The organism is Paracoccus yibinensis (assembly GCF_030846195.1).
In the GTDB taxonomy this organism is placed as follows: domain Bacteria; phylum Pseudomonadota; class Alphaproteobacteria; order Rhodobacterales; family Rhodobacteraceae; genus Paracoccus; species Paracoccus yibinensis.
On the sequence record NZ_JAVCWH010000007.1, the window covers coordinates 1 to 25,249 of the forward strand.

At 66.7% G+C, this 25,249-nt stretch carries 27 protein-coding genes; 15 read left to right on the forward strand and 12 right to left on the reverse strand.

Annotated features, from left to right (window positions below; genetic code table 11):
• Window positions 1-100: 100 nt before the first annotated feature.
• Window positions 101-859, reverse strand: coding sequence for a transcriptional regulator FnrL (gene fnrL, locus RAH32_RS14555; protein ID WP_306608671.1), 759 nt, complete (start codon window positions 857-859; stop codon window positions 101-103).
• Between the two features lie 35 nt (window positions 860-894).
• Between fnrL and hemN the strand changes: the two genes are divergently transcribed.
• The gene (gene hemN, locus RAH32_RS14560) at window positions 895-2,250 is read left to right on the forward strand and encodes an oxygen-independent coproporphyrinogen III oxidase (protein ID WP_306608672.1); all 1,356 of its coding nucleotides are present in this window, start codon (window positions 895-897) and stop codon (window positions 2,248-2,250) included.
• A gap of 85 nt (window positions 2,251-2,335) precedes the next feature.
• Here hemN and RAH32_RS14565 read toward each other — a convergent pair whose 3' ends face one another.
• The 3 genes from RAH32_RS14565 to RAH32_RS14575 form a co-directional block, all read right to left on the reverse strand.
• Entirely contained in the window at window positions 2,336-3,244 is a 909-nt protein-coding gene (locus RAH32_RS14565; protein ID WP_306608673.1) for a cation diffusion facilitator family transporter, read from the reverse strand.
• On the reverse strand, window positions 3,244-6,039 hold the full coding sequence (gene polA / locus RAH32_RS14570) for a DNA polymerase I (RefSeq protein ID WP_306608674.1): 2,796 nt from the start codon (window positions 6,037-6,039) through the stop codon (window positions 3,244-3,246). The genes RAH32_RS14565 and polA overlap by 1 nt, the downstream gene beginning before the upstream one ends.
• A 139-nt stretch (window positions 6,040-6,178) precedes the next feature.
• Window positions 6,179-6,367, reverse strand: a complete 189-nt coding sequence (locus RAH32_RS14575; protein ID WP_306608936.1) for a zinc-finger domain-containing protein — start codon at window positions 6,365-6,367, stop codon at window positions 6,179-6,181.
• Between the two features lie 151 nt (window positions 6,368-6,518).
• Here RAH32_RS14575 and RAH32_RS14580 point away from each other — a divergent pair, with 151 nt between their 5' ends.
• Window positions 6,519-7,442 carry an ABC transporter ATP-binding protein gene (locus tag RAH32_RS14580; protein WP_306608675.1) on the forward strand — a complete coding sequence of 308 codons (924 nt, stop codon included), beginning with the start codon at window positions 6,519-6,521 and terminating at the stop codon, window positions 7,440-7,442.
• A gap of 19 nt (window positions 7,443-7,461) precedes the next feature.
• Complete coding sequence (locus tag RAH32_RS14585; RefSeq protein ID WP_306608676.1) at window positions 7,462-7,914, forward strand: GFA family protein; 453 nt, start codon at window positions 7,462-7,464, stop codon at window positions 7,912-7,914.
• Here RAH32_RS14585 and RAH32_RS14590 read toward each other — a convergent pair.
• Entirely contained in the window at window positions 7,911-8,294 is a 384-nt protein-coding gene (locus tag RAH32_RS14590) for a histidine triad nucleotide-binding protein (protein ID WP_306608677.1), read from the reverse strand. The genes RAH32_RS14585 and RAH32_RS14590 overlap by 4 nt on opposite strands.
• Window positions 8,295-8,303: 9 nt before the next feature.
• Window positions 8,304-9,878, reverse strand: a complete 1,575-nt coding sequence (locus RAH32_RS14595) for a DUF5928 domain-containing protein (protein WP_306608678.1) — start codon at window positions 9,876-9,878, stop codon at window positions 8,304-8,306.
• Window positions 9,879-10,006: 128 nt separating this feature from the next.
• On the opposite strand from RAH32_RS14595, the gene RAH32_RS14600 reads away from it, so the two are divergent.
• Window positions 10,007-10,825, forward strand: coding sequence for a sulfotransferase family protein (locus RAH32_RS14600; protein ID WP_306608679.1), 819 nt, complete (start codon window positions 10,007-10,009; stop codon window positions 10,823-10,825).
• 7 nt (window positions 10,826-10,832) lie between these two features.
• Here the strand turns inward: RAH32_RS14600 and dps are convergent, their stop codons facing one another.
• From dps to ndk, 6 genes are all read right to left on the reverse strand, one after another.
• Entirely contained in the window at window positions 10,833-11,306 is a 474-nt protein-coding gene (dps, locus tag RAH32_RS14605) for a DNA starvation/stationary phase protection protein Dps (protein ID WP_306608680.1), read from the reverse strand.
• Window positions 11,307-11,449: 143 nt separating this feature from the next.
• On the reverse strand, window positions 11,450-11,683 hold the full coding sequence (locus RAH32_RS14610) for an acyl carrier protein (RefSeq protein ID WP_089387089.1): 234 nt from the start codon (window positions 11,681-11,683) through the stop codon (window positions 11,450-11,452).
• Window positions 11,684-11,830: 147 nt separating this feature from the next.
• A complete protein-coding gene (gene fabG, locus RAH32_RS14615; RefSeq protein WP_306608681.1) occupies window positions 11,831-12,568 on the reverse strand; it encodes a 3-oxoacyl-ACP reductase FabG in 738 nt (245 codons plus the stop codon).
• Window positions 12,569-12,628: 60 nt separating this feature from the next.
• On the reverse strand, window positions 12,629-13,555 hold the full coding sequence (fabD, locus tag RAH32_RS14620) for an ACP S-malonyltransferase (protein ID WP_306608682.1): 927 nt from the start codon (window positions 13,553-13,555) through the stop codon (window positions 12,629-12,631).
• 104 nt (window positions 13,556-13,659) lie between these two features.
• On the reverse strand, window positions 13,660-15,591 hold the full coding sequence (locus tag RAH32_RS14625; RefSeq protein ID WP_306608683.1) for a potassium transporter Kup: 1,932 nt from the start codon (window positions 15,589-15,591) through the stop codon (window positions 13,660-13,662).
• 136 nt (window positions 15,592-15,727) lie between these two features.
• Window positions 15,728-16,150 (reverse strand): nucleoside-diphosphate kinase, encoded by a 423-nt coding sequence (ndk, locus tag RAH32_RS14630; protein WP_306608684.1) that lies wholly within the window; start codon window positions 16,148-16,150, stop codon window positions 15,728-15,730.
• A gap of 130 nt (window positions 16,151-16,280) precedes the next feature.
• On the opposite strand from ndk, the gene RAH32_RS14635 reads away from it, so the two are divergent.
• From RAH32_RS14635 to urtA, 11 genes are all read left to right on the forward strand, one after another.
• On the forward strand, window positions 16,281-17,342 hold the full coding sequence (locus RAH32_RS14635; protein WP_306608685.1) for an AI-2E family transporter: 1,062 nt from the start codon (window positions 16,281-16,283) through the stop codon (window positions 17,340-17,342).
• Window positions 17,343-17,403: 61 nt separating this feature from the next.
• Window positions 17,404-18,153, forward strand: a complete 750-nt coding sequence (locus tag RAH32_RS14640) for a GNAT family N-acetyltransferase (protein WP_306608686.1) — start codon at window positions 17,404-17,406, stop codon at window positions 18,151-18,153.
• A 130-nt stretch (window positions 18,154-18,283) separates the two neighbouring features.
• A complete protein-coding gene (locus RAH32_RS14645) occupies window positions 18,284-19,099 on the forward strand; it encodes an urease accessory protein UreD (RefSeq protein ID WP_306608687.1) in 816 nt (271 codons plus the stop codon).
• A 2-nt stretch (window positions 19,100-19,101) separates the two neighbouring features.
• Entirely contained in the window at window positions 19,102-19,413 is a 312-nt protein-coding gene (locus RAH32_RS14650) for an urease subunit gamma (RefSeq protein ID WP_306608688.1), read from the forward strand.
• Window positions 19,414-19,974 carry a HupE/UreJ family protein gene (locus RAH32_RS14655; protein ID WP_306608689.1) on the forward strand — a complete coding sequence of 187 codons (561 nt, stop codon included), beginning with the start codon at window positions 19,414-19,416 and terminating at the stop codon, window positions 19,972-19,974.
• Window positions 19,975-19,986: 12 nt separating this feature from the next.
• Window positions 19,987-20,292: an urease subunit beta gene (locus RAH32_RS14660; protein ID WP_306608938.1), complete on the forward strand. Its 306-nt coding sequence runs from the start codon at window positions 19,987-19,989 to the stop codon at window positions 20,290-20,292.
• Complete coding sequence (gene ureC / locus RAH32_RS14665; RefSeq protein ID WP_306608691.1) at window positions 20,289-21,974, forward strand: urease subunit alpha; 1,686 nt, start codon at window positions 20,289-20,291, stop codon at window positions 21,972-21,974. Before RAH32_RS14660 ends, ureC begins: the two co-directional genes overlap by 4 nt.
• Window positions 21,975-21,987: 13 nt before the next feature.
• On the forward strand, window positions 21,988-22,512 hold the full coding sequence (locus tag RAH32_RS14670; RefSeq protein WP_306608692.1) for an urease accessory protein UreE: 525 nt from the start codon (window positions 21,988-21,990) through the stop codon (window positions 22,510-22,512).
• Window positions 22,454-23,137 carry an urease accessory protein UreF gene (locus tag RAH32_RS14675; RefSeq protein WP_306608694.1) on the forward strand — a complete coding sequence of 228 codons (684 nt, stop codon included), beginning with the start codon at window positions 22,454-22,456 and terminating at the stop codon, window positions 23,135-23,137. Before RAH32_RS14670 ends, RAH32_RS14675 begins: the two co-directional genes overlap by 59 nt.
• Window positions 23,134-23,757: an urease accessory protein UreG gene (gene ureG / locus RAH32_RS14680; RefSeq protein ID WP_306608696.1), complete on the forward strand. Its 624-nt coding sequence runs from the start codon at window positions 23,134-23,136 to the stop codon at window positions 23,755-23,757. Before RAH32_RS14675 ends, ureG begins: the two co-directional genes overlap by 4 nt.
• A 184-nt stretch (window positions 23,758-23,941) precedes the next feature.
• The gene (urtA, locus tag RAH32_RS14685) at window positions 23,942-25,228 is read left to right on the forward strand and encodes an urea ABC transporter substrate-binding protein (protein WP_373429720.1); all 1,287 of its coding nucleotides are present in this window, start codon (window positions 23,942-23,944) and stop codon (window positions 25,226-25,228) included.
• Window positions 25,229-25,249 lie beyond the last annotated feature (21 nt).

Below are 25,249 nucleotides of genomic sequence, written 5' to 3' on the forward strand. Positions count from 1 at the left end.
GCCGCACAATGAGGCCTGAAAGAAGACCGCACTCGATCACACGCTAACAAGGTCACAAGCCTCTTGCATTACGGGCGGCAACCAAAGAAGCGGCCTGGATCTAGCTGAAGTATCCGCCGTCCGAATCGTCGCCCGATTCCTCGACCAGGCGGTTGAAGTCGGGCAGGATGATGGCGCGCTTGCCCTGAAGCTCGATCACGCCGTCGCGCTTCAGCGCGCTGATCTGGCGGCTGACGGTTTCCAGGGTCAGGCCCAGGTAATCGGCCATCGCCTCGCGCGTCAGGGGCAGCTCGATCTGCATCCGGCCGCCCGGATCGCGCTTGTGCAGCGCGGCTTCGCGGCGCGCGATGATGGCGATGAAGGACGCGATCTTTTCCCGCGCGGTCTTGCGGCCAAGAAGCAGCATCCATTCGCGCGCCGCGTCCAGTTCGTCCAGCGTCATTTCCAGCAACCTGTGCGCGACATGGGGCGTCGTGCGCATCATCTGTTCGAACGGCTTGCGGCGGAAGCAGCACAGCACGACCTTGGTGGCCGCAGTGGCATTATACGCGGCGATCTCGCGGTTGGGGCGGCCCAGGAAATCGCTGGGCAGCAACAGGCCCACCATCTGCGTGCGCCCATCCTCCAGCGTCTGCGTCAGCGCGGCGACGCCGGTGACGACCGATCCCACGAAGTCCATGCGGTCGCCTTCCCAGACGATCGGCTGGCCGGGTTCGAAGACACGATAGAACTTCATGTCTTCCAGCAGCGCCAGCTCGTCCGTTTCGCAATGCGCGCAAACGGCGCGATAGCGGATCGGGCAGTCGCCACAACGTTCCGAGCCATCATGGCTTGCGGATTTCTGATTGATCTGGGTCAAGGCATTCTCGCGCGTTATCACGTAATCCTACCGGCATGAGCAATGTTTCGCAACTAAAGCGGCTGGGTCTGTTCGATTCGCGCGTCCCGCGCTACACGAGCTATCCCCCCGCGACACAATTTAAAACTGGCGTGAACGCCAATATGGTCCTGGGTTGGCTGGATTCCATACCCGAGGGCGCGGCGATTTCGCTTTATCTGCATGTGCCGTTTTGCCGCAGGCTGTGCTGGTTCTGCGCTTGCCGCACGCAGGGCACCAAGACGCTGGATCCGGTCATTGCCTATGTGGACACGGTCCTGGCGGAACTGGACCTGCTGCGCCGGCACCTGCCGCGCGGCGTGCGGCTGTCGCGCCTGCATTGGGGCGGGGGCACGCCCACGCTGCTGCCGCCCGACCAGATGCGGCGCGTGGCGGATGCGATCTTCGACGTGGTGCCGATGGCCGAGGGCGCCGAGTTCTCGGTCGAGATCGACCCGTCAGAGATCGACGCCCCCCGCATGGCGGCGCTTGCGGCATCGGGGATGAACCGCGCATCCATCGGGGTGCAGGATTTCGATCCAAAGATTCAGGACGCCATCGGCCGCCAGCAATCGTTCGAGCTGACCGGCCAGGCGGTTGACCTGATCCGCAGCCACGACATCGCCAGCCTGAACGCCGACATCCTGTATGGCCTGCCGCACCAGGACCGGAACCGGATTTCGGAAACGGTGCAGAAGCTCTTGGCCCTGTCGCCGGACCGGGTGGCGCTTTACGGCTATGCCCATGTGCCCTGGATGTCCAAGCGCCAGGTGATGATCCCCGAAGACGCCCTTCCCGGCAACGAGGACCGGCTGACCCTGTTCAACACCGCGCGCGACCTGTTCGTGGCCGACGGTTATGCCGAAATCGGCATCGACCATTTCGCACGCCCGGGCGACGGTCTGGCGATGGCGCAAAAGGCGGGCCGGCTGCGGCGGAACTTCCAGGGCTATACCGACGACGGGGCGCAGGTGTTGCTGGGACTTGGCGCATCCTCGATCTCGCGGTTCCCGCAGGGCTATGCGCAGAACGCCCCGGCAACCGGCGCCTATACCGCCCATGTCCGCGAAGGCCGCCTGCCCCATACCAAGGGCCATGCCTTCACGCCCGAGGACCATTGGCGCGGCCGGATGATCGAACAGTTGATGTGCGATTTCGCCGTGGACGCGGCCGAGATGGTTCTGGACCATGGCCTGACGCCAGCCCAGTTGCAGCAGGTCTTCGACCCGGTGGTGGCGCAGTTCGGCAACATGGTCCAGGTCGGTCCCTGGGGCCTGCGCATCACGCCCGAAGGCCGTCCGCTGGCGCGCATGGTCGCCAACATGCTGGACGCCTATATGGCCGCGCCGACCAGCCATTCCTCGGCGGTGTAGCGCCACACGGTGCGTGCAAGCACGCACCCTACACGGCTGACAGGCAAAGCTAGACCGCAGGGTGCGTGCTTGCACGCACCGCACCTCACGCGTGATCATGCGCCTTGTGATCGGCGCAGCCTTCGGGCGGCTCGATCTCGATGGTGGCATGGGCCACGCCATGGTCATGGGCCAGCATTTCCTTGGCCGCGCGGGTGATGGCGAAGGGGTCGCCCTGGCTGACGACCAGATGCACCGAGGCCGCCGCGCGTCTTTCGTCGATCTGCCACAGGTGCAGGTGATGGGCATCGCTGACGCCCGGCAGCGCGCGCAGGGCTGACAGCACGGCGCCGGGGTCGCTGCCCGGCGGCGCGGCCAGCATCAGCATGCGGAAGACCGGGCCGATCTCCATCCCGATATGCCACAGGATCACGACCGAGATCGCCAGCGTCAGGATCGGGTCGGCCAGGTTCCAGCCAAAGGCCCAGATCAGCGCCCCGCCCAGGATGACTCCGACCGACACGCCCGCATCCGCGAGGTTGTGCAGGAAGGCCGCGCGGATGTTGGCGCTGTCCTTGGCAGCCCGCCAGACAAGCGCGGCGGTCGCCAGATCCACGACCAGGGCGAAAGCCGCCAATCCCATCACCAGCCCGCCCGCAACCTGCGGTGGATCGGACAGGCGGCCCAGTGCCTCGGCAGCCAGCCAGATGGAAATCGCGATCAGCGCCAGATAGTTGACGAAGGCTGCGACGATTTCTGCCCGGCCCCAGCCATAGGACCAGTCGGGCGTGGCGGCCCGCCGCGACAGGCGGCGCGCGCCGAAGGCTAGCACAAGCGCCAGGGCATCGGACAGGTTGTGGATCCCGTCCGCGATCAGCGCCGTCGAATCGGCGGCATATCCGCCGATGATCTGCGCGGCCGTCAGCGCCAGGTTGACGACGACCGCCCAGCCGATGGCCGCGTCGCCATGATGGTGGTGGTGATGGCCGTGCCCGTGCGCATGGGTGTGGCCCATCAATGCGCCTCGGCCCAGTTCGCGCCGTGTCCGGCATCCACGACCAGCGGCACCGACAGCCGGACGGCGGGTTCTGCGGCGTTTTCCATGATGTCGCGGGCAACCGCGATCAGGTCGTCCACGGCATCCTCGCGCACCTCGAAGACCAGTTCGTCATGGACCTGCAACAGCATCCGCGCGGGCAGGTGGGCGATGGCGGCCGGCATGCGGATCATGGCGCGGCGGATGATGTCGGCGGCAGCCCCCTGGATCGGCGCGTTGATGGCCGCGCGCCGCGCCCCGCCCGCCGCCGGGCCGGACTGGTTGATGCCGGGCGTGTTGATGCGCCGTCCGAACAGGGTGCGGACGCTGCCGTCGGCCTTTGCATCCGCCAAGGTCCGGTCCATGTAGGCACGGATTTCCGGGAAGCGCTGGAAATAGGTGTCGATGAAATCCTGCGCCTCGGCGCGCGGGATGCGCAGGTTGCGCGACAGCCCGAAGGAGGAAATGCCATAGATCACGCCGAAGTTGATCGCCTTGGCGCGGCGGCGGATCATCGGGTCGATCCCTTCGACCGGGACGCCGAACATCTGGCTGGCGGTCATGGCATGGATGTCGATGCCCTCGCGGAAGGCCTGCTTCAACGCCGGGATGTCGGCCACATGGGCCAGGATCCGCAACTCGATCTGACTGTAATCCAGGCTGACCAGCCGATGCCCTTCGGCCGCGATGAAGGCTTCGCGGATGCGGCGGCCTTCCTCGGTCCTGACGGGGATGTTTTGCAGGTTCGGGTCGGTGGATGCCAGCCGCCCTGTCTGCGCCCCCGCGATGGAATAGCTGGTGTGGACGCGTCCCGTATCCGGGTTCACGAAGGTCGGCAGGGCGTCGGTATAGGTCGATTTCAGCTTGCTGATCTGCCGCCAGTCCAAAATCCGGGACGGCAGGTCATGGCCCTCGGCGGCCAGATCCTCCAGCACGTCGGCGCTGGTGGAAAAGGCCCCGGTCTTGCCGGTCTTGCCGCCGGTCATGCCCATCTTGTCGAACAGGATCTCGCCCAGTTGCTTGGGGCTGCCGATGGTGAATTTCTGGCCTGCCAGGGCGTAGATTTCGTCCTCAAGCGCCGCCATCTTCTGCGCGAAGGCCCCCGACATGCGGCGCAGCACCTCGGCGTCGATGCGGATGCCGGCCATCTCCATCTCGGCCAGGACGGGGACGATGGGGCGTTCGGTCATCTCGTAGACGGTGGTCACGCGTTCGACGGGCAGAAGCGGCGCGAAATGCTGGTACAGGCGCAGCGTGACATCGGCGTCTTCGGCAGCATAGGGCGCCGCCTTGTCGATGGGCACCTGCCCGAAGTTGATCTGCGACTTGCCCGAGCCGATCAGGTCCTTGATGGGGATGCACTTGTGGGCCAGATACCGCTCGGCCAGTTCGTCCATGCCGTGATTATGGGTGCCCGCGTTCAGCGCATAGGACATCAGCATCGTGTCGGCCAGCGGCGTCATGCGGATGCCGTGGCGGGCCAGCATCTTCCAGTCGTATTTCAGGTTCTGGCCGATCTTCAGGATCGCCGGATCCTCCAGCAGCGGCTTCAGGGCCGCCAGCACATCGGCCAGCGGCAACTGGCCGGGGATCAGGGCCGACTGCCCGAACAGGTCGTCGCCTCCCGCCATGTGGCCCACAGGGACATAGCAGGCGCGGCCCGGCGCCACGGCCAGGCAGATGCCCACCAGATCGGCCTGCATCTCGTCCAGGCCGGTGGTTTCGGTGTCGATGGCGACTTGGCCCGTGTCGCGGATCAGCTGCACCCAGCGGTCCAGGGCGTCGCGGTCGGTCACGGTTTCATAGGCCGCGCGGTCGATGGGGGCCAGATCGGGCGCAGCGGGCGCGTCGCGCACCGGCGCAGAGACGACGGCGGGCGCCTCGGCCCCCAGTCGTTCGGCTACGCGGGCGGTCAGGGTGCGAAACTCCATTTCCGACAGGAAGGTCAGCAGTTGAGCCGCATCCGGTGCCTTCACCTCCAGGCTTTCCAGGGTGAAGTCCAGCGGCGTGTTGCAGTCCAGTTCCACCAGCCGCTTGGAAATGCGGATCTGCTCGGCGTGGTCGATCAGGGTCTGGCGGCGCTTGGGCTGCTTGATCTCCTCGGCCCGCGCCAGCAGGGTTTCCAGGTCGCCGAATTCGGTGATGAGCTGGGCCGCGGTCTTGATGCCGATGCCCGGCGCGCCCGGCACGTTGTCGATGGAATCGCCCGCCAGTGCCTGCACGTCCACCACGCGGTCGGGCCAGACGCCGAACTTCTCGAACACCTCGTCGCGGTCGATGGGCTTGCCCTTGATCGGGTCCAGCATCTGCACGCCGTCTCCCACAAGCTGCATCAGATCCTTGTCGCTGCTGATGATCGTCACGGTGCCGCCCGCATCCCGCGCCTTGCAGGACAGCGCGGCGATGATGTCGTCGGCCTCATAGCCCTCGGTCTCGATGCAGGCGATGTTGAAGGCGCGAGTGGCGTCGCGGGTCAGCGGGAACTGCGGGCGCAGATCCTCGGGCGGTTCGGGGCGGTTGGCCTTGTAGGCGTTGTAAATCTCGTTGCGGAAGGTCTTCGAGGAATAGTCGAAGATCACCGCCGCATGGGTCGGCGCGTCGTGGCCCCGTTCGTCGGTGACGTATTTCCACAGCATGTTGCAAAAGCCCGCGACCGCGCCCACGGGCAGGCCATCGGATTTGCGCGTCAGTGGCGGCAGGGCGTGATAGGCCCGGAAGATGAAGGCCGATCCGTCGATCAGGTGCAAGTGGTGGCCCTTGCCGAAGCTGTCCATGAAAGCGGTCCTTGTGCCGAGTCGTTCCGGTCTTTCTGGCAGAAACTCGGGCGGGGCGCAAAGCCGTGAGGACAAGGACCGGGGCGCTGCCCCGGACCCCGGGATATTTAAGCCAAAATGAAAGAGCGCTTGCCGCCCGTCAGTGATCGTCGTGCGCGTGTTCGCGGTCGATCACGAAGCGCTTGTCGCAGTAGCCGCAATCGACAAAGCCGGTTTCGGGCGAGATCGCCAGCCAGACGCGCGGATGGCCAAGCCCGCCGGCATCGTCGCCGTCGCAGGCGACCTTCCAGGTGGTCACCGTCTGGGTCACGGGCGGGGGCAGGCGCAGTTCGGACAGATCCGTCTGTTCGGTGGACAGCGAGTTTTCCGGCGGGATGTATTGCGTCATGGCTGGCCTTCTTGTGGCGGCGGGCGGCATCTGGTCTAAGGCCTGATACCGCAGCGCCGCCTGCCTTCGCAAGCCGTCCGGGGATCAGACCATGCCGAATGCCATTGAAATCGCCGGGCTGCGCAAGACCTATGCCGCCCAAGGGTCCGCCCCCGCGAAGGAGGCGTTGAAGGGCATCGACCTGACCATCCCCGCAGGCAGCATCTTCGGCCTTCTGGGACCGAACGGCGCGGGCAAGTCCACCATGATCAACATCCTGGCCGGGCTGGTCAACAAGACGGCGGGCCGCGTCACGATCTGGGGCTTCGACCAGGACGTGAACCCGCGCCAGTCGCGCGCGGCCATCGGGGTGATGCCGCAGGAACTGAACATGGATCCGTTCTTCACCCCCCGCGCCAGCCTGGAGGTGCAGGCGGGCCTGTATGGCGTGCCAAAGCGCGAACGCTGGACGGATGAGCTGCTGGAGCTGGTGGGACTGACCCACCAGGCCAATGCCTATGCCCGCAACCTGTCGGGCGGGATGCGGCGGCGCCTGCTGCTGGCCAAGGCGCTGGTCCACCGCCCGCAGATCCTGGTGCTGGACGAACCGACGGCGGGCGTGGACATCACCCTGCGCGACATGCTGTGGCAAAATGTGCGAGCACTGAACCGGCAGGGCATGACCATCATCCTGACCACCCATTACCTTGAGGAAGCCGAGCAGATGTGCGACGAGATCGCCATCATCAACCACGGCGAACTGGTGGTGCGGCAGGACACCCGCAGCCTTCTGTCGCGCGCCGACGGCAAGACGCTGGTGCTGGACACGGGCGGGCGCGTCCCCTTGCCGCCCCTGCCGCAGGGGGCGCATCCCGAATGGCGGGGCGACGGACTGCTGGCGATCAGCTATCCCCCGTCGCGGATCCGCGCCGATCAGTTGCTGGATGCGTTGCGCGGCGCCGACATCCCCATCCTGGATGTCGCGACCGAGCAGCCGGATCTGGAGGATGTGTTCGTGGAAATGACGCGGGGCTGATCCCGCGAGGAGGAAAAGGATGGACCCTGAGACACGGCAAGGCGGCTGCCGCTGCGGCCGGGTGCGGTTCGCCGTCACCGGCGCGCCCCTGGTCACGATGGCCTGCCATTGCGACGGCTGCCGCAGGATGACCGCCAGCGCCTATTCCGTCAGCGGTCTTTATCCGGGTGCGGCCTTTCGGATCACGCAGGGCGAAACGGTTCTGGGAGGGCTGAAGGGCGATCTGCAGCACCATTTCTGCGGCTTCTGCCTCAGCTGGCTGTTCACGGCAGGTCCCATGCTGGGCGATATGGTCAATGTCCGCATCACCCTGCTGGACGACCCCCTGCCCGAGCCGCCCTTCATCGAATGCTGGACCGAAACCGCGCTGCCCTGGGCGCGGACCGGGGCAAGCCGGCGCTTCCCGCGCTTTCCCGATCCGGCCGAGTTTCCGTCGCTGGTCGCGGCCTATGCCGGGCGGCAGGCACCCTAGCCCTGGCGCGGCAGCATCGGTCCCATCACCCGCCCGCCCAGGATGTGCAGGTGGTAATGCGGCACCTCTTGCACGCCATGCGCGCCCGTGTTGGCGATGGCGCGGAAGCCCTGGTTGCCGCCGTCCAGGCCGACGCCTTCCGATACGCAGACCTGCGCGCAAAGCCGCGTGAAATCCACGATTTCCGCATCCGAGGCATTGGCCGCGAAATCGTCGAAGCTGACATAGCGGCCCTTGGGGATCACCAGCACATGCACCGGCGCCTGAGGGCGGATGTCGCGGAAGGCCAGGGCGTGATCGCTTTCCGCGACCTTGTCGCAGGGGATTTCCCCCCGCAGGATCCGGGCGAAGATGTTGGTGTCGTCGTAATCAAAGGCCATGGGCATTCCTCAGTCGGTGAACAGATGTGGCGTCCGGGCCAGATCATGCGCGACCTCGGGCGAAACATCCAGAAACCGCGCGATGGCATGGGCATTCGCCTCGGACGTTGCGTCGGGCGCAATGGCGGCAAACCGGGCAAAGTCCATGTCGCGCAAACGCTCGACCTCGTGGGCAAGGTCGCCTGCGACGATCGGCAGCAATTGGTCGATCACCGTGTCAGGCGTGCCGTCCCCTGCCAGGCCGGTGCGGCGCATGTGGCCGCGCAGATAGGCGTCGTCAAAGCTGGTGTCGATGAACAGGATCCGCGTCTCGGCCTTGTCGGACGCGAAGTCGGCGATCAGCGGCAAGGCCGAGGGATCCAGGCACAGGACCAGCCTGCGCGACCCGAAATCGTCGAAAAGCAGCCGGACCAGGGCGCGGCGATGCCGTTCCCGCTTGGCCACCGTCGAGGCGATCCCCCCCAGGTCGGGCAACCCGGCATCGCGTTCGTTGAAGATGTAATCGACCGCCGGAATGTCTGTCAGCGCCCGGATGGCAACCGTCAGGCGCTTGGCGACATGCCATTTCTTCGCCACGATCAGGCACAGGACATGGTTGCGCGACGCGCCCTGATCTTCCCAGAAGCGGGGGGCAAAGCGTCGGCCTACCCGGCCGCGGCCTGTCAGGAAACGGAACAGGCGGGGCGCCTCGTTCGTGATGGCGAAGCTGACGCCCTCGGCCTGCCACAGCGCGCCCAGCCTGGCGCGCAGATCCTGCGCCTCGGCACTGATCTTGCGGGCGAACAGGTAATCCTGGCGGATGAGCAGATCGTAGTGGTCGTTATGGAAGGTCACCGGCATTCCGTAGTCGGTGAACATCAGGCAGGTGGGCGAGCGGCGGCGGATCTGTGTCCTGGGCACCAGATGGGCAACCAGGGTCTGGAAGAAGGTCTCGTCCGGGATCCAGGTGGTGCGGAAAAAGCGCGGCAGGTCGGGCCGTTCCGCGATCAGCGTCAGCAGCGCCTCGACCGTCTGGCGGCGCAGGCACCACCATTGCGACCCGATCATGACCTGGATGCCCCGGGGCAGTGGCCGTTCAAGGCCAAGCCATTGCTGCGCCCTCAGGCTGGCATAGAACAGGCGCTTCGACCTTCGTTCGTTGAACCAGTGGCGATAAGCCAGCCGTTCGCCCTTGAGGCCGGTCTTGATCCAGTCGCTGTCGAAGAAGTCGAAGGCTTCGATATAGTCGCATTCGTCCCGATCCAGGAAGGCGCGGGCATATTCGGCCGACTTGATGGGCATGCAGTCGCCCGACAGCATGTAGAAATGCGTGGCCTGGGGAAAACGGCGTTCCGCTTCGCGCAGCGCCGACAGGGTGGCAGCGACCAGCGACCATTCGCCCCAGCCGCATCGGAACCGCCGGGGCGCGAAGCCGACGCCCGGCGCGTCCGCCAGCGCCTGCCGGATCCGGCGGTAATCGCCGGCCGGCGCATTGCGGTCATAATGGATGACGACATGATCGCCGCTTGCCGTCAGGCGCCGCGCCTGGTCCACCACGCCTTGCGGATCCTTGTGGGTCAGAAGGATGAAGGCGATGCGGGCCATGAATACGAAGTCTTAAGAATGCTGCGGTAAGGAAAGGCGACAATGCTTGCACGCTTCCCGGTTTCTGTGTGTAAACGCCTTTGACGCGCGCCGACAAGCCGGGTTGCAATCTGAAGAAGTGGGGGACGATGGGCTTTCCAGGGGTCTGGATGACCGAAAGCGAAAGCATGATCTATCGGGTGGTGCCGAAATGCGCCTGCTCGACCATCGGGCAGATCATGTTCTATTCCGACCATGGGCGTTTCTTCGACGGCGACATCCACGATGCGTCCGAAGGCCTGCACAAATGGTCCCAGGACCACAGCAAGCCCCTGATCGAAGCCGCCGTCGCCCGGCACAAGGGCGTCACCTTCACCTGCGTGCGCAATCCCTATGCGCGGATCCTGTCGTCCTTCTTCGACAAGATCGCCGGAATCCAGCGGAACGGGCGGCGCTATCGCGGCAATCTGGTCCCGCAACTGGCGCAGCAATATGGCATCGACGTGGGCGGGCCGGAAAACGGCTTCGACTTCGACCAAATCGCCAGCTTCCGCCGCTTCCTGCTGTTCGCGCGCGACACGATCCGCTTCCGTCGCCCGATGGAGCCTGACATCCACTGGTCAGCCATCTCGGGCCATGTCGGCACCTTCATCGCCAATGGCGGCCGCTACGACCGTATTTTCTTCACCGAGACCTTCAACGACGGCATGGCGCAGATCCTGGATGCGGCCACGACCCCGGTACCGGTCGATCCGGCCGCGGTGCCCCGCTTCAACGAATCCGAAGGGCACGGGCCGAAGCGGGCGCATAGGGTCAGCGATTACTTCGACGACCTGTCACGGCACCTGGTCTGGGAAATCTACAAGGACGATTTCCAGCTGTTCCGATACGATTTCGACAATCCCGACAACAAGCTGCCCTTGGGCGAAATCGACCTGGACGAGGTTCACGCGAAGCTGGGCCGCTAAGGCGCCATCACTCCAGATGGCTTTCCAGGAACCACAGGTCCTTGTCGGCGCTGCGCGACGCGGCCGTAAGGATATCGGCGGTATCGGCATCGCCCGCCTCGTCCGTGGCGTCGATGGCGGTGCGCAGCTTTTCCCCGTGATCGCGGTAACGGGTGCACAGGGCACGGATGTGGTCCTCGGCCTTGGTCAGATCGGTCGGGTATTCGGTCAGGGTCGTGCTGGCGGATACCTTCTCGGCCGTGCCAAGCGCCACGCCGTCCAGCTGCTGCACGCGCTCGGCGATGACATCGATCTGTTCGCGCAGGTTGTTGTGCAGCATGTCAAGCAATTCATGCACGGCAATGAAGTTGCGCCCCTTCACGTTCCAATGCGCCTGCTTGACCGCCAGCGCCAGGGCGATGGAATCGGCCAGCCGCCCGTTCAGCTCCGAAATCGCGGTCTTGCGGGCGTTGTCGGTAAGGCCCCTCAGTTCGACAGCCATGATCTGCTCCTTCCATGTTGCGCGGCCCCAACGGCGCGCGGCTGTGCGCGGTTCCGGCAAGGCCGCCATGCGCCAATGGAAAACGGCGTCCCTGCTGGTGCAGGAACGCCGTCTGGAGGGTGCCGGTGATCGGCAGGTGCGGATCAGACCGCGCCCTTGATGAAGGTCACGGCGTCGCCCACGGTCTGGATGGTTTCGGCGGCATCATCGGGGATCTCGATCCCGAATTCTTCCTCGAACGCCATGACCAGCTCGACGGTGTCGAGGCTGTCGGCACCCAGGTCGTCGATGAAAGACGCGGATTCGACCACCTTGTCCTCCTCGACGCCCAGATGCTCGACCACGATCTTCTTCACGCGATCAGCGATATCGCTCATGTCACATCCTCATTCTCGCGGGCATCCGCCCAATTTTATACGCGAATGTATAATTCGCCTTGGCACAGGGCGGTTTCCCTGCTGCTCAAGCCGGGGATATAGCACCCGTGAAGTCTCTTGCAACCGCTTTTGCGTGGCTGGCCTGCGTCAGACCATCGCCATGCCGCCATTGACGTGCAGCGTGGCGCCGGTGACATAACCCGCCTCGGGACTGGCAAGATACAGCACCGCCGCCGCGATCTCATCGGGGGCGCCCATGCGTCCGGCGGGGATCTGGGACAGGATCTTGCCCTTCTGGTCATCGGTCAGCTTGTCGGTCATCGCGGTCTCGATAAAGCCGGGCGCCACGCAGTTCACGGTGATGCCGCGCGACGCGACCTCATAGGCCAGCGACTTCGACATGCCCACCAGTCCCGCCTTGGCGGCGGCATAGTTGCCCTGCCCCGGATTGCCCGTGGCCCCCACGACCGAGGTGATGTTGACGATCCGCCCCCAGCGGGCCTTCATCATCCCGCGCAGCGCGGCGCGCGACAGCCGGAACACGCCCGTCAGGTTCACGTCCATGACCTGCTGCCATTCGTCGTCCGACATGCGCATGAACAGGTTGTCGCGCGTGATCCCGGCATTGTTGACCAGGATATCGACCGATCCCATGGCGGCGGCCGCATCCTTGATCAGCCCCGCGGCGGCTTCCGCATCCGACAGGTTCGCGGGCACCACATGCGCCCGCCCCCCCAGGGCCTGGGCCAGATCGTTCAGCGGCCCCTCGCGCGTGCCGGACAGGGCGACCGTGGCCCCCGCCGCGTGCAGCGCCTGGGCAATGGCGCCGCCAATGCCGCCCGATGCGCCGGTCACCAGGGCCGTCTTGCCTGTCAGATCGAACATGGCTGATCCTTCTTCTTCATGAAAATATCCCGGGGTCCGGGGCAGCGCCCCGGTCCGCCCTCAGCCCTTCAGCGCCACGATATCCGCAGGGGCGCCCACATTGCGCACCACCGCGTCCTTGGCGATGCGCTTGATCATGCCCGACAGGGCCTTGCCCGCGCCGATTTCCCAAAACTCGATGACGCCGGCCTCGGCCATGTTGGCGATGGATTCGCGCCAGCGCACGGTGCCCGTCACCTGTTCGATCAGCAGGCGGCGGATCGCGCCGGGTTCCGTCACCGCCTCGGCCCGGACATTGGCGATCAGGGGGACGGCGGGGGGATGGATGTCCACGCCCGCCAGCGCGTTGGCCATCACCGCCGCCGCAGGCTGCATCAGCACCGAATGGAAGGGCGCGGAAACCGGCAGCATCAGCGCCCGCTTGGCGCCCGCCGCCTTCATCGCGTCCGCCGCGCGCTCCACCGCCCCCTTGTGCCCGGAAATCACCACTTGCGCCGGATCGTTGTCGTTGGCGGCCTGCACCACCTCGTCGCCCGCCACCTCGCGCGCGATGTGATCGACGGTGGCGAAGTCCAGCCCCAGGATCGCCGCCATGGCCCCCTGCCCGACCGGCACCGCTTCCTGCATCGCCTGCCCGCGCAGGCGCAAAAGCCGCGCCGCATCCTCCAGCGTCAGCGCCCCGGCCGCGCACAGCGCCGAGTATTCCCCCAGTGAATGACCCGCAACGAAATTGGCGTCCTGGATGCCGAAGCCTTCCGATTCCAGCGCTCGGAACGCCGCCATCGAGGTCGCCATCAGCGCCGGCTGCGCGTTCTGCGTCAGCGTCAGCGTGTCGATGTCGCCGTTCCAGACCAGATCCGACAGCCTCTCGCCCAAGGCGTCGTCCACCCGTTCGAACACCTCGCGCGCGGCGGGATAGACCTCGGCCAGTTCGCGCCCCATGCCGACGGTCTGCGCCCCCTGGCCGGGAAAGACGAATGCGCGCATGGGTTCCTCCTGCATGGGTTGGGTCACACGGGGATAGCGCGGATGGGGGTGGGGGCGCAACGGGGGGTCATTCGTCAGGTGCAGGGTCCCACGGCCCCCGTCCCTCAGATATTCATCTGCTGCCCCAGTTCCACGACCCGGTTCGACGGCAGGCGGTAATAGTTCGTCGGCTCGGATGCCGACCGATAAAGCGTCACGAACACCCGCGCCATCCAATAGGGCATCAAGTTGCCCCGGCCCGCGCGCAGGGTGCGGCGGTTCAGGAAATAGGACGTGGACATGATGTCGAACTTCTGTCCGACATGCCGGGCTTGGGCCAGGGCGCGGGGCACGTTCGGCTGCTCCATATAGCCGAAGACCAGGCGGGCGCGCCAGAAACCGGGGGCGATGTCCTGAAGGTGCAGACGGGCATCCTCGGGGACGCGGGGGGTGGTGGCGCTTTCGACCTTCACGATGAAGTTGCGCTGATGCAGCACGCGGTTGTGCTTCAGGTTGTGCAGCAGCGCCGGTGGCGCAACGGCCGGATCGGCGGTCAGGAAGACCGCCGTGCCCGGCACGATCACCGGCGGCGACTTGGAAAGCTTGGCCGCAAAGACATCAAGGGGCACGCTGTCCTGCGCCAGCCGTTCCTGAAGCCGCCTCATCCCCTCGATCCAGATCACCATGAGCGCGATGGCCCCGGCCGCAAACAGAAGCGGGATATAGCCCCCGTCCAGCAGCTTCAGCAGGTTGGCCGAGAAGAAGATCAGTTCGATCCCCAGCACCGGGACCATCACGGCGGCGATCAGCGGCCAGCGCCAGTTCCAGGCCCAGCGGAACACCACCACCGCCAGGACCGAGGTGATGACCATGTCCCCGGTCACGGCGATGCCATAGGCGCTTGCCAGCCGGGCCGAGGATCCGAAGGACAGCACCAGCGCCACGACGCCGAACATCAGGATGGAGTTGACCTTGGGCAAGAAGATCTGGCCCGCCTGCCGGTCCGAGGTGTGGTTGATGTGCAGGCGCGGCAGGATGCCCATCTGCACCGCCTGCGCAGCCACCGAGAACGCGCCCGAGATCACCGCCTGCGACGCGATCACCGTCGCTGCCGTGGCCAGGATGACCAGCGGCGCCAGAAACCAGGACGGCGCCATCAGGAAGAACGGGTTCGACACGGTTTCCGGATGCGCCAGAACCATCGCCCCCTGTCCCAGATAGCTGAGCGCGAGGGCCGGGAAGACCAGCACGCTCCATGCGATGCGAATCGCGCTGCGGCCGAAATGGCCCATGTCGGCATAAAGCGCTTCGGCCCCGGTCACGGCCAGGAAGACCGACCCCAGGACCGGCATGGCAGCCATCCCGTATTCGGTCAGGAACGCCGCCCCCCGCAGGGGATTGAGCGCCTGCAGGATCCGGGCGTCATCCGCGATATGGCTGGCGCCCAGGATCGCCATGGTGGAAAACCAGACCAGCATCACCGGCCCGAAAAGCCGCGCGATCCGGTCGGTGCCGCCGCGCTGCACCCAGAACAGGATGATCACGATTGCCAGCGTGACGGGCACCACCCAGGCCTGAAAGCCCGGCTCGATCAGCGCCAGCCCCTCGACCGCGGACAGGACGGAAATCGCGGGCGTGATCATGCTGTCGCCGAAGAACAGCGACACGCCCACGATCCCCAGCAGCATCAGCAGGCGGCGGCTTTTCGACCGCGGCCCCTTCTTCAGCGCGCCCTGGGCCTTGGCAACCAGTGACAGGGTTCCGCCTTCGCCGTTGTTATCGGCGCGCAGGATCAGGACCACATACTTGATCGTCACGATCAGGACGACCGTCCAGAACAGCAGGGACACGATGCCGATGACCGAGCTTTCGGGCAGGCCCTCCTCGTGCGCGTGAACCAGGGATTCGCGCAGCGCATAGAGCGGCGAGGTGCCGATGTCACCATAGACGACGCCAAGGCAGGCCAGCACGAGCGCGGGACCGGTCTTGGAATGGGAATGATCTTCAGACACTGGGTCTGCCGCGGAATGCTCGCGCGCGGCGCCGTCGCTTGCCATATGGTACCCCGTCAGGGAATTTGCGCCGGTATGCGCCTGCCAGGATCACCGTTCAAGGAAAATGTCGCCCCGGCCTGCCGCCGATAAGAAAGGGACCGCGATGGCCCCTTTCCCTTGCATCCTGGCGTCTAGACGCTCAGCCGACCAGTTCAAGGCCCGAGAAGAAGAACGCGATCTCCTCCTTGGCCGTTTCCGGGGCGTCGGAACCATGGACCGAGTTCTCGCCAACCGACAGCGCGAATTCCTTGCGGATGGTGCCTTCGTCGGCCTGGGCCGGGTTGGTCGCGCCCATCACTTCGCGGTTCTTGGCAATGGCGTTCTCGCCTTCCAAAACCTGCACCACGACGGGTTCGGAAGCCATGAACTCGACCAGTTCGCCATAGAAGGGGCGGTCCTTGTGGACTTCGTAGAACTTGCCCGCCTGTTCCGGCGACAGCTTGATGCGCTTTTGCGCGACGATGCGCAGGCCCGCGTCCTCGAACTTGGCATTGATCTTGCCGGTCAGGTTGCGGCGGGTCGCGTCGGGCTTGATGATGGAAAGCGTGCGTTCGATGGCCATGGGGCATCCCTTTGCTGTGGCAGGCGGGCCAGCCCCGCCCGGTCATGAAATCCGCGCCCGGTTATCAGGGATGGTATCTGCCGGCAAGCCGGGGGCATGATGCACGCGAACCCGACGAAAGGCCCGACCCATGACCGACCGTCCAGCCGCCCCCGCCCCGCAGCCGCGCCTGCATCCCGGTCCCATCGCCATGGCCTTTGCGACGGCGATCCTGCTGGCCGCCGCCTGGATGTGGTCGAACATGCTGTTGCTGGGTTTCGGCGCGGTCCTGATCGCCATCGCGCTGCGGGCAGGGGCGACGTTCCTGCACCAGCGCACGGGCATCGGCATCAAGCCCGGCGTGCTGCTGTCGGCCCTGGCAGCCATTTTGGTCATTGCCGGGGTCGTGGCCTGGGCGGGACCGGCGATCTCGGACCAGTTCCGGCAGCTGATCGGCAGCCTGCCCGCCGCCTGGGAACAGGTGAACGACTGGCTTGGCGGCAGTTCGTTCGGGCAGTTCCTGGAACGGCAGATGGAGGATGCCTCGACCGGCGGCGAGGTGTCGCCCTCGGGCTTGCCCTCGATGTTCAGCTATGTGACCGGGACGCTGACCACGGTCTTTGGCGGAGTGGCGAACCTGGTGCTGCTGGTGACGGTGGCGATCTTCCTGGCGCTGGATGCGGGGATGTATCGGCGCGGAGCCTTGCGCCTGGTGCCGCCGTCCTATCGTCCCCGCGCGGGCGGGATCGCGGACGAACTGGCCCGCGCCCTGGCCCGCTGGATGGGGGGACAGGCGCTGGACATGGTTCTGGTGGCCCTGGTGACGGGGCTTGGCCTGTGGCTGCTGGGCGTGCCGCTGGCCCTGGTCCTGGGCCTGATCGCCGGGCTGACCAACATCATCCCGGTGGTCGGGCCGTTCCTGTCGGGGGTGCCGGCGGTGCTGTTCGCGCTGACCCAGGGCCTTGACATGGCGGTCTATGTCGCGTTGCTGTTCCTGGTGGTCCAGCAGGTCGAAGGCAACCTGCTGATGCCCCTGATCCAGAGATTCGCGGCCGACCTGCCGCCCGCGTTGACGGTGCTGGCGATCCTGGCCTTCGGCAGCCTGTTCGGGTTTGCGGGGGTCATCCTGGCCACGCCGCTGCTTCTGGTCGGCATCATCCTGGTCAAGCGCATCTATGTCGAGGACATCCTGGGCGACCGGCAGGACGATTGAATCTTCGCAATTCGGTCACGACATCGCGTTATGATGGTTGCCGCTGACCAGGGGGCGACACATGCAATCCTTGCGCAAGGGCCGATACCTGGCCCGGCTGGCCCGGACACCCGATGACCTGCGCGCGGCGCAGCGTCTGCGCTGGCTGTGCTTTGTCGCACGCGACGGCGCGTCGGCCGAAGGTCTGGATGCCGACGGGCTGGACGCCGCCTGCCGCCACATGCTGGTCGAGGATACATCGACCGGCCGCCTTGTCTGCTGCTTCCGCTTTCTGCCGCTGATGGACGGAGGCGATATCGCCCGCAGCTATTCGGCGCAATTCTATGACCTGTCGGCGCTAGGATCCTTCGACGCCCCGCTGTTGGAGGTCGGGCGCTTCTGCGTCCATCCGGGCACGCAGGACCCCGACATCATCCGCACGGCCTGGGCCGCCCTGTCGCGCATCGTCGAGGACGGCGGGGTCAGGATGCTGTTCGGCTGTTCCAGCTTCATGGGAACCGAACCGGCCCTTCATGCCGAGGCTTTCGCCATGCTGCGCGCCCGCCACTTGGCCCCGCGCCACTGGCTGCCGCGCGTGAAGGCGCCGAACGTCTTCCGCTTTGCCCGCGCGCGGCCTTCGGGCCGGCCAGATCCGAAGCGGGCCATGGCGGCGATGCCGCCCCTGCTGCGCAGCTACCTGGCAATGGGCGGCTGGGTCAGCGACCATGCCGTCGTGGATCCCGTGCTGCGCACCATGCATGTCTTCACGGGGGTCGAGGTCGGCGCGATCCCCCCTGCGCGCCGCCGTTTGCTGCAAAGGGCGGCATCCTGATTTCAGGATTGCCCGACGCCTGGGCGGAGCGCCCATCGAATGGGCAGTGGCCCCAGATCACGCAGGAACGGGGCGCCGCCACCTGCAGCGCCGGATTGACCTTTCGGCTGGCTGGACGCCCCCTCGGGCCATGTTCGACGCGACCGACCCCATGCCCCTTCTTCAGCGCAGCACCGGCGCCGCGCAGGTGGTCATGGGTCCGCGCGGGCTTGTCGATCTGGCTCAGTCGGGATCAGCCAAGGCCATGCTGCCCCGCGTGTCCGAGGGTCCGCCGCAGATCGTGTTCCTGAACACCTCGGGCGGGCTGGCTTCGGGCGACCGGCTGTCCTTTGCCGTGATCCTGCGGCCCGGCGCCCGGGTGCTGGCGACCACCCAGACCGCCGAACGCGCCTATCGCGCCGAAGGTGCCCCCGCCCAGGCCGACCTGCGCTTGCAGGTGGGCCAGGACTGCTGGCTTGACTGGCTGCCCCAGGAAACCATCCTGTTCGACGGCGCGCGGCTGGAACGCAGGACAGTCGTGGACCTTGCCCCCGGCGCGGGCTGCGTGCTTCTGGAGATGATCGTGCTGGGCCGTCTTGCCAGGGGCGAACAGCCCCGCCGCCTGCATCTGCGCGACTACCGGATCGTGCGGCGGGCGGGCCGGATCGTCCATCACGACGCCCTGGCCCTGGACGACGCCGCGCTGCTTCGGCGGAACGGACCCGCCCTGCTGGGCGACGCCCGCGCCCTTGCGACGCTGGCGGTGGTCGCGCCCCATGCGCCCGACCTTCTGGCCCGCGCCCGCGCCGCCCTGGACGAACCCGGCGTCGCCGGCGCGGCAAGCGCCCCGACGGGGCGGCTGGTGATCCGCTGCCTGGCCCGCGACGATTGGCCCCTTCGGCGGCAGGTCGTCCGCCTTCTGGCCGCGCTGCGGCCCGACCCCCTTCCCCGCATCTGGCAGGTCTGACGATGAACCTTACCCCCCGCGAGCGTGAAAAGCTGCTGGTATCCGTTGCGGCGATGGTGGCGCGCGGCCGCCTGGCGCGCGGCGTCAAGCTGAACCACCCTGAGGCCATCGCGCTCATCACCGATTTCGTGGTCGAGGGCGCGCGCGACGGCCGCAGCGTGGCCAACCTGATGCAGGCGGGCGCGCATGTCATCACCGCCGATCAATGCATGGAGGGCGTTCCCGCCATGATCGAGTCCGTCCAGGTCGAGGCCACCTTTCCCGACGGGACCAAGCTGGTCACCGTCCACCACCCGATCCGCCACGAGGCTTGAATGAAAAGGATTTCGATTGCCGCCGCCCTTCTGCTGCCGCAGGCCGCCCTGGCCCATGTCGGCCATCACGACCAGGGCCAGTTCCTGTCGGGCCTGAGCCATCCCTTGGGCGGCGCGGATCACCTGCTGGCGATGGTGGCGCTTGGCCTGCTGGCGGCTCAGATGGGGAGCCGGGCGCTTTGGGCGCTGCCCTTGGCCTTCGTCGGCAGCATGATCGCAGGCGGTTTCGCGAGCTTTGGCGGGCTGCCCTTTCCGGGGGTCGAGCCGATGATCCTGGCCTCGGTCGTGATCCTGGGCGCGCTTGTCGCGATGGCCGCGTGCCTGCCGCTGGCGGCGATGGTCCCCGGCGTGGCGCTGTTCGGCATGGCGCATGGCTGGGCGCATGGCGCGGAAGGCCCGGCGGCGGGACTGGCCGCCTATGCGGCGGGCTTTGCGGTGGCAACACTTGCGCTGCATGGGGCGGGCATCGGCGCGGCGCGGATACTGGAACGCGGCACGGCCCTGCGGGCCTTGGGCGGCGGGACGGCGGCGGCGGGCCTGGCCCTGGCGATGGTGGGTTGAATGACCCGCACGATTGTTCCGGGCGAAATCCTGCCCGCATCCGGCGAGATCACCCTGAACCAGGGGCGCGATCCGGTCACCGTCATGGTCGCCAATACCGGCGACCGCCCGATCCAGGTCGGCAGCCATTACCACTTTGCCGAAACCAACCCGGCGCTGGATTTCGACCGCGAAGCTGCGCGCGGGATGCGCCTGTCGATCCCCGCCGGCACCGCCGTCCGGTTCGAGCCCGGCCAGTCCCGCGAAGTCCGCCTGATCCCCTATGCGGGCGACCGTGTGGTCCAGGGCTTCCGCAAAGACGTGATGGGGCCGCTATGACCCGCCTGTCCCGCGCCGATTACGCCGCGCTTTACGGTCCCACCACGGGCGACCGGATCCGGCTGGCCGATACCGAGCTGCTGATCGAGGTCGAGCGCGACCTGACCATCGCGGGCGAGGAGGTGAAGTTCGGCGGCGGCAAGGTCGTCCGCGACGGCATGGGCCAGTCCCAGGTCACGCGCGCGGGCGGCGCGATGGACACGGTCATCACCGGCGTCGTCGTCTTCGACCACCAGGGCATCACCAAGGCCGACGTGGGCCTGCGCGACGGCCGCATCGCCGGGATCGGCAAGGCGGGCAACCCCGACACCCAGCCGGGCGTGACCCTCATCATCGGTCCCGGCACCGAGATCATCGCGGGCGAGGGGCGCATCCTGACGCCGGGCGGCTTCGACTGCCACATCCACTACATCTGCCCGCAGCAGGTCGACCATGCGCTGCATTCCGGGGTCACGACGCTTCTGGGCGGCGGCACCGGCCCCGCGCATGGCACGCTTGCCACCACCTGCACCCCCGGCCCCTGGCACATCGCCCGGATGATGGAGGCCTGCGCGGATCTGCCGGTCAACATCGGCATTGCGGGCAAGGGCAACGCCAGCGTTCCCGCGCCGCTGGAGGAACAGATCCGCGCAGGCGCCTGCGCGCTGAAGCTGCACGAGGACTGGGGCACCACCCCCGCCGCCATCGACAATTGCCTGTCTGTCGCCGACGCCATGGACGTGCAGGTGATGATCCACACCGACACGCTGAACGAATCGGGCTTTGTCGAGGACACGATGGCCGCCATCGCGGGCCGCACCATCCACGCCTATCACACCGAGGGCGCGGGCGGCGGCCACGCCCCCGACATCATCCGCATGGTCGGCATGGGCAATGTCCTGCCCTCGTCCACCAACCCGACGCGGCCCTATACCGCCAACACCGTCGAGGAACATCTCGACATGCTGATGGTCTGCCACCACCTAGACCGCCGCGTGCCCGAGGACGTGGCCTTCGCCGAATCCCGCATCCGCCGCGAGACCATCGCAGCCGAGGATATCCTGCACGACCTGGGCGCGTTCAGCGTCATTTCCTCGGACAGCCAGGCCATGGGCAGGATCGGGGAAGTCATCATCCGCACCTGGCAGACCGCAGACAAGATGCGCCGCCAGCGCGGACGGTTGCCCGAGGAGCAGGGCCAGAACGACAACCTGCGCGCCCGCCGCTATATCGCCAAATACACGATCAACCCGGCCATCGCGCATGGCGTCAGCCAGCATATCGGCAGCATCACCCCCGGCAAGCGCGCCGACCTGGTGCTGTGGTCGCCTGCCTTCTTCGGCGTGAAGCCGGAAATGGTGCTGGTCGGCGGGCAGATCAGCGTGGCGCAGATGGGCGATCCGAACGGCTCGATCCCCGTGCAGCCGATCTTCAGCCGTCCGATGTGGGGGCATACGGGCCGCGCGTCCGCCCTGTTCGTGTCGAAGGCGGGCCTTGAAAACGGCGCGGGCGACAGCCTGCACAAGACCCTGATCGCGGTCGAGAACACGCGGGCCATCGGCAAGGCCGACATGGTCCTGAACGCCGCCATGCCCGCCATCGAGGTCGATCCCGAGACCTATGAAGTCCGCGCCGACGAGCAGTTGCTGACCTGCGAGCCAGCGACGGAACTGCCCATGGCCCAACGCTATTTCCTGTTCTGAGCGAGGATACCCCATGATCACCGCCACCAGCATCATCCGCAACGCCCCCGCCCCCTTCGACGGAGAGGTCTGGCTGGACTACGAAGGCCGCCTTCTGCGCCGCAAGAAGCTGTCCTGCCAGGCCGATTTCGGCAGCTGCGATTTCCTGGTCGATCTGCCCGAGGTCACCAGCCTGGAAGACGGCGACGCCTTTGAACTCTCGGACGGCCGCCAGATCGTCGTGCGCGCCCGGCCCGAACCCGTGATGGTCATCCGCGGCCACCTGGCGCGCCTTGCCTGGCACATCGGCAACCGCCACACCCCCTGCCGGATCGAGGCCGACCGCCTGGTCATCCGCCAGGACCATGTGCTGGAGGCCATGCTGCGCAAGCTGGGCGCCGACATCTGCCACAAGGACCTGCCCTTCCGCCCCGAAGGCGGCGCCTATGGACATGGCCGGACCTTCGGGCATGACCACGCCTCGTCGCACGACCATTCGAATGAACATCATCATAACGACAAGGGCCAAGGTCATCCCCACGACCATCACCACGCCTGAGGCCGCGCGCCTGCATCTGGCCCAGATCCTGTCGCCCGCCTTTCCGGTGGGCGGCTTTGCCTGGTCGCAGGGGCTGGAATGGGCCATGGACAGCGGCATCGTCACGCGCGAAACGCTGCCGCAATGGCTGGCCGACTGGCTAGACTTTGGTGCGGGCTGGACCGACGCGGTGCTGGTCGCGCTGTCGCTGCGCGCCACGGATTACGCGGCCCTGGACGATCTGGCCCGCGCGGCCTGCCTTTCCTCGCAGCGCCTGACCGAGACCGTCGAACAGGGCACTGCCCTGTCCACCAACATCGCCGCGCTGACCGGGCTGCCGCAGCCCGCCGCCGCGCTGCCGATAGCTTTTGGCCGGGCCTGCGCCACCATGCCCTTGCCGCATCCCGAAATCATCGCGGCCTTCCTGCAAGCCCAGGCCGCAGCTTTGGTTTCCGCCGCCGTCCGCTTCATGCCGCTGGGTCCGGTCGAAGGCCAGAAGATGCTGGCCGCGCTTCAGCCCGCGATCCTTGCCGCCGCCCTGCGCGGCGCATCGGCAACCGAAGACGACCTAGCCGTCGCAAGCTGGGGCGCGGATATCGCCGCCATGCGGCATGAAACCATGACAGTCAGGATATTCCGATCATGAGCCAGAATGGTCCCCTTCGCGTCGGCATCGGCGGCCCCGTCGGCGCGGGCAAGACCACGCTGACCGAACAGCTGGCCCGCGCGCTGGCCCCGCGCCTGTCCATGGCCGTGATCACCAACGACATCTACACCCGCGAGGATGCCGAGGCCCTGATGCGCGCCCAGGTCCTGCCGCGGGACCGCATCCGGGGCGTGGAAACCGGCGGCTGCCCCCATACCGCCATCCGCGAGGACGCGAGCATCAACCTGGCCGCCATCGCGGATCTGAACGCGGCCTTTCCCGACCTGGACCTGGTGCTGATCGAATCGGGCGGCGACAACCTGGCCGCGACCTTTTCGCCGGAACTGGCGGATCTGACCATCTATGTCATCGACACGACGGCAGGCCAGGACATCCCCCGCAAGCGCGGGCCGGGACTGGCGCGGTCCGACCTGCTGGTCGTGAACAAGACGGATCTGGCCCCCCATGTGGGCGTGGACGCCGCGCTGCTGGAATCCGATGCGCGCGCCGCGCGGGGTGCCCGCCCGGTGGTCATGGCGCAGCTGCGCCACGGCAAGGGCGTGCAGGACATCGTCGATTTCCTGATCGACCAAGGCGGCTTGCAGCCCCGCGCGGCCTGATCCTGCCTGCGGCGCGGGCAATTGCCTGCGGGATTGCCCGGTGGCCGCCCAGTTGCCGCATTCCCCGCCCGAAACCTGCCCAAGGCCTGTTCAGCCTTCCCAAAACCCGGCTTGCTGCACCTGCGAAGGCCCCACGCCTTCACAAAAACAACAGGGACACAGGGCCGAACGGCCGGGGAAGGTGATGATGAACAAACTGTCCGCGATGCTGGCGCTGACCACCGCCATGGCATTGGCAACGGGCGCGATGGCGCAGGAAGGCGAGCCGATCAAGATCGGCGTGCTGCATTCGCTGTCGGGCACCATGGCGATCTCGGAAACGACGCTGAAGGACACGGTCCTGATGATGGTCGAACAGCAGAACGCCAAGGGTGGGCTTCTGGGCCGCCCGATCGAGGCCGTGGTGGTGGACCCCGCATCCGACTGGCCGCTGTTTGCCGAAAAGGCCCGCGAACTGCTGACCGTCAGCGACGTGGACGCGATCTTCGGCTGCTGGACCTCGGTGTCGCGGAAATCCGTCCTGCCGGTGATCGAGGAACTGAACGGGCTGCTGTTCTATCCCGTCCAGTACGAAGGCGAGGAGTCGTCCAAGAACGTGATCTATACCGGCGCCGCGCCGAACCAGCAGGCGATCCCGGCGGTGGATTACATGGCCGAGGAACTGGGCGTCGAGAAATGGGCGCTGCTGGGCACGGATTACGTCTATCCGCGCACCACGAACAACATCCTAGACGCCTATCTCAAGGGCAAGGGCGTGGCGGAAGGCGACATCTTCGTCAACTACACCCCCTTCGGCCATTCGGACTGGTCCAAGATCGTGGCGGATGTCGTGGCGCTTGGCGCGGACGGCAAGAAGGTCGGCGTGGTTTCCACCATCAACGGCGACGCCAATGTGGGCTTCTACAAGGAACTGGCGGCGGCGGGCGTTTCGGCCGACGACATCCCGGTCATGGCGTTTTCCGTGGGTGAAGAAGAACTGGCGGGCCTGGACACGACCAACCTGGTCGGCCACCTGGCTGCCTGGAACTATTTCCAGACCGCCGAATCCGACGCCAACACCGCCTTCATCGAGGAATGGAAGAAGTTCATCGGCAATGATGAACGCGTGACCAACGATCCGATGGAGGCCACCGTGATCGGCTTCAACGCCTGGGTCGCCGCCGTCGAAAAGGCCGGCACCACCGATGTCGATCCCGTGCTGGACGCCATCGTCGGGGTCGAGGTTCCGAACCTGACCGGCGGCACCGCCACGGTCCTGCCGAACCACCACCTGACCAAGCCGGTCCTGATCGGCGAGATCCGCGAGGACGGCCAGTTCGACATCGTCAGCCAGACCGAACCCGTGCCGGGCGATGCCTGGACCGACTTCCTGCCGGAATCGGCCAAGCTGGAGGCCGACTGGCCGGGCAAGGACTGCGGCATGTTCAACACGGAAACCAACGCCTGCGTGCAGGTCCAGTCGAACTATTGACGCCTGCGGGGGCGGTTGCGC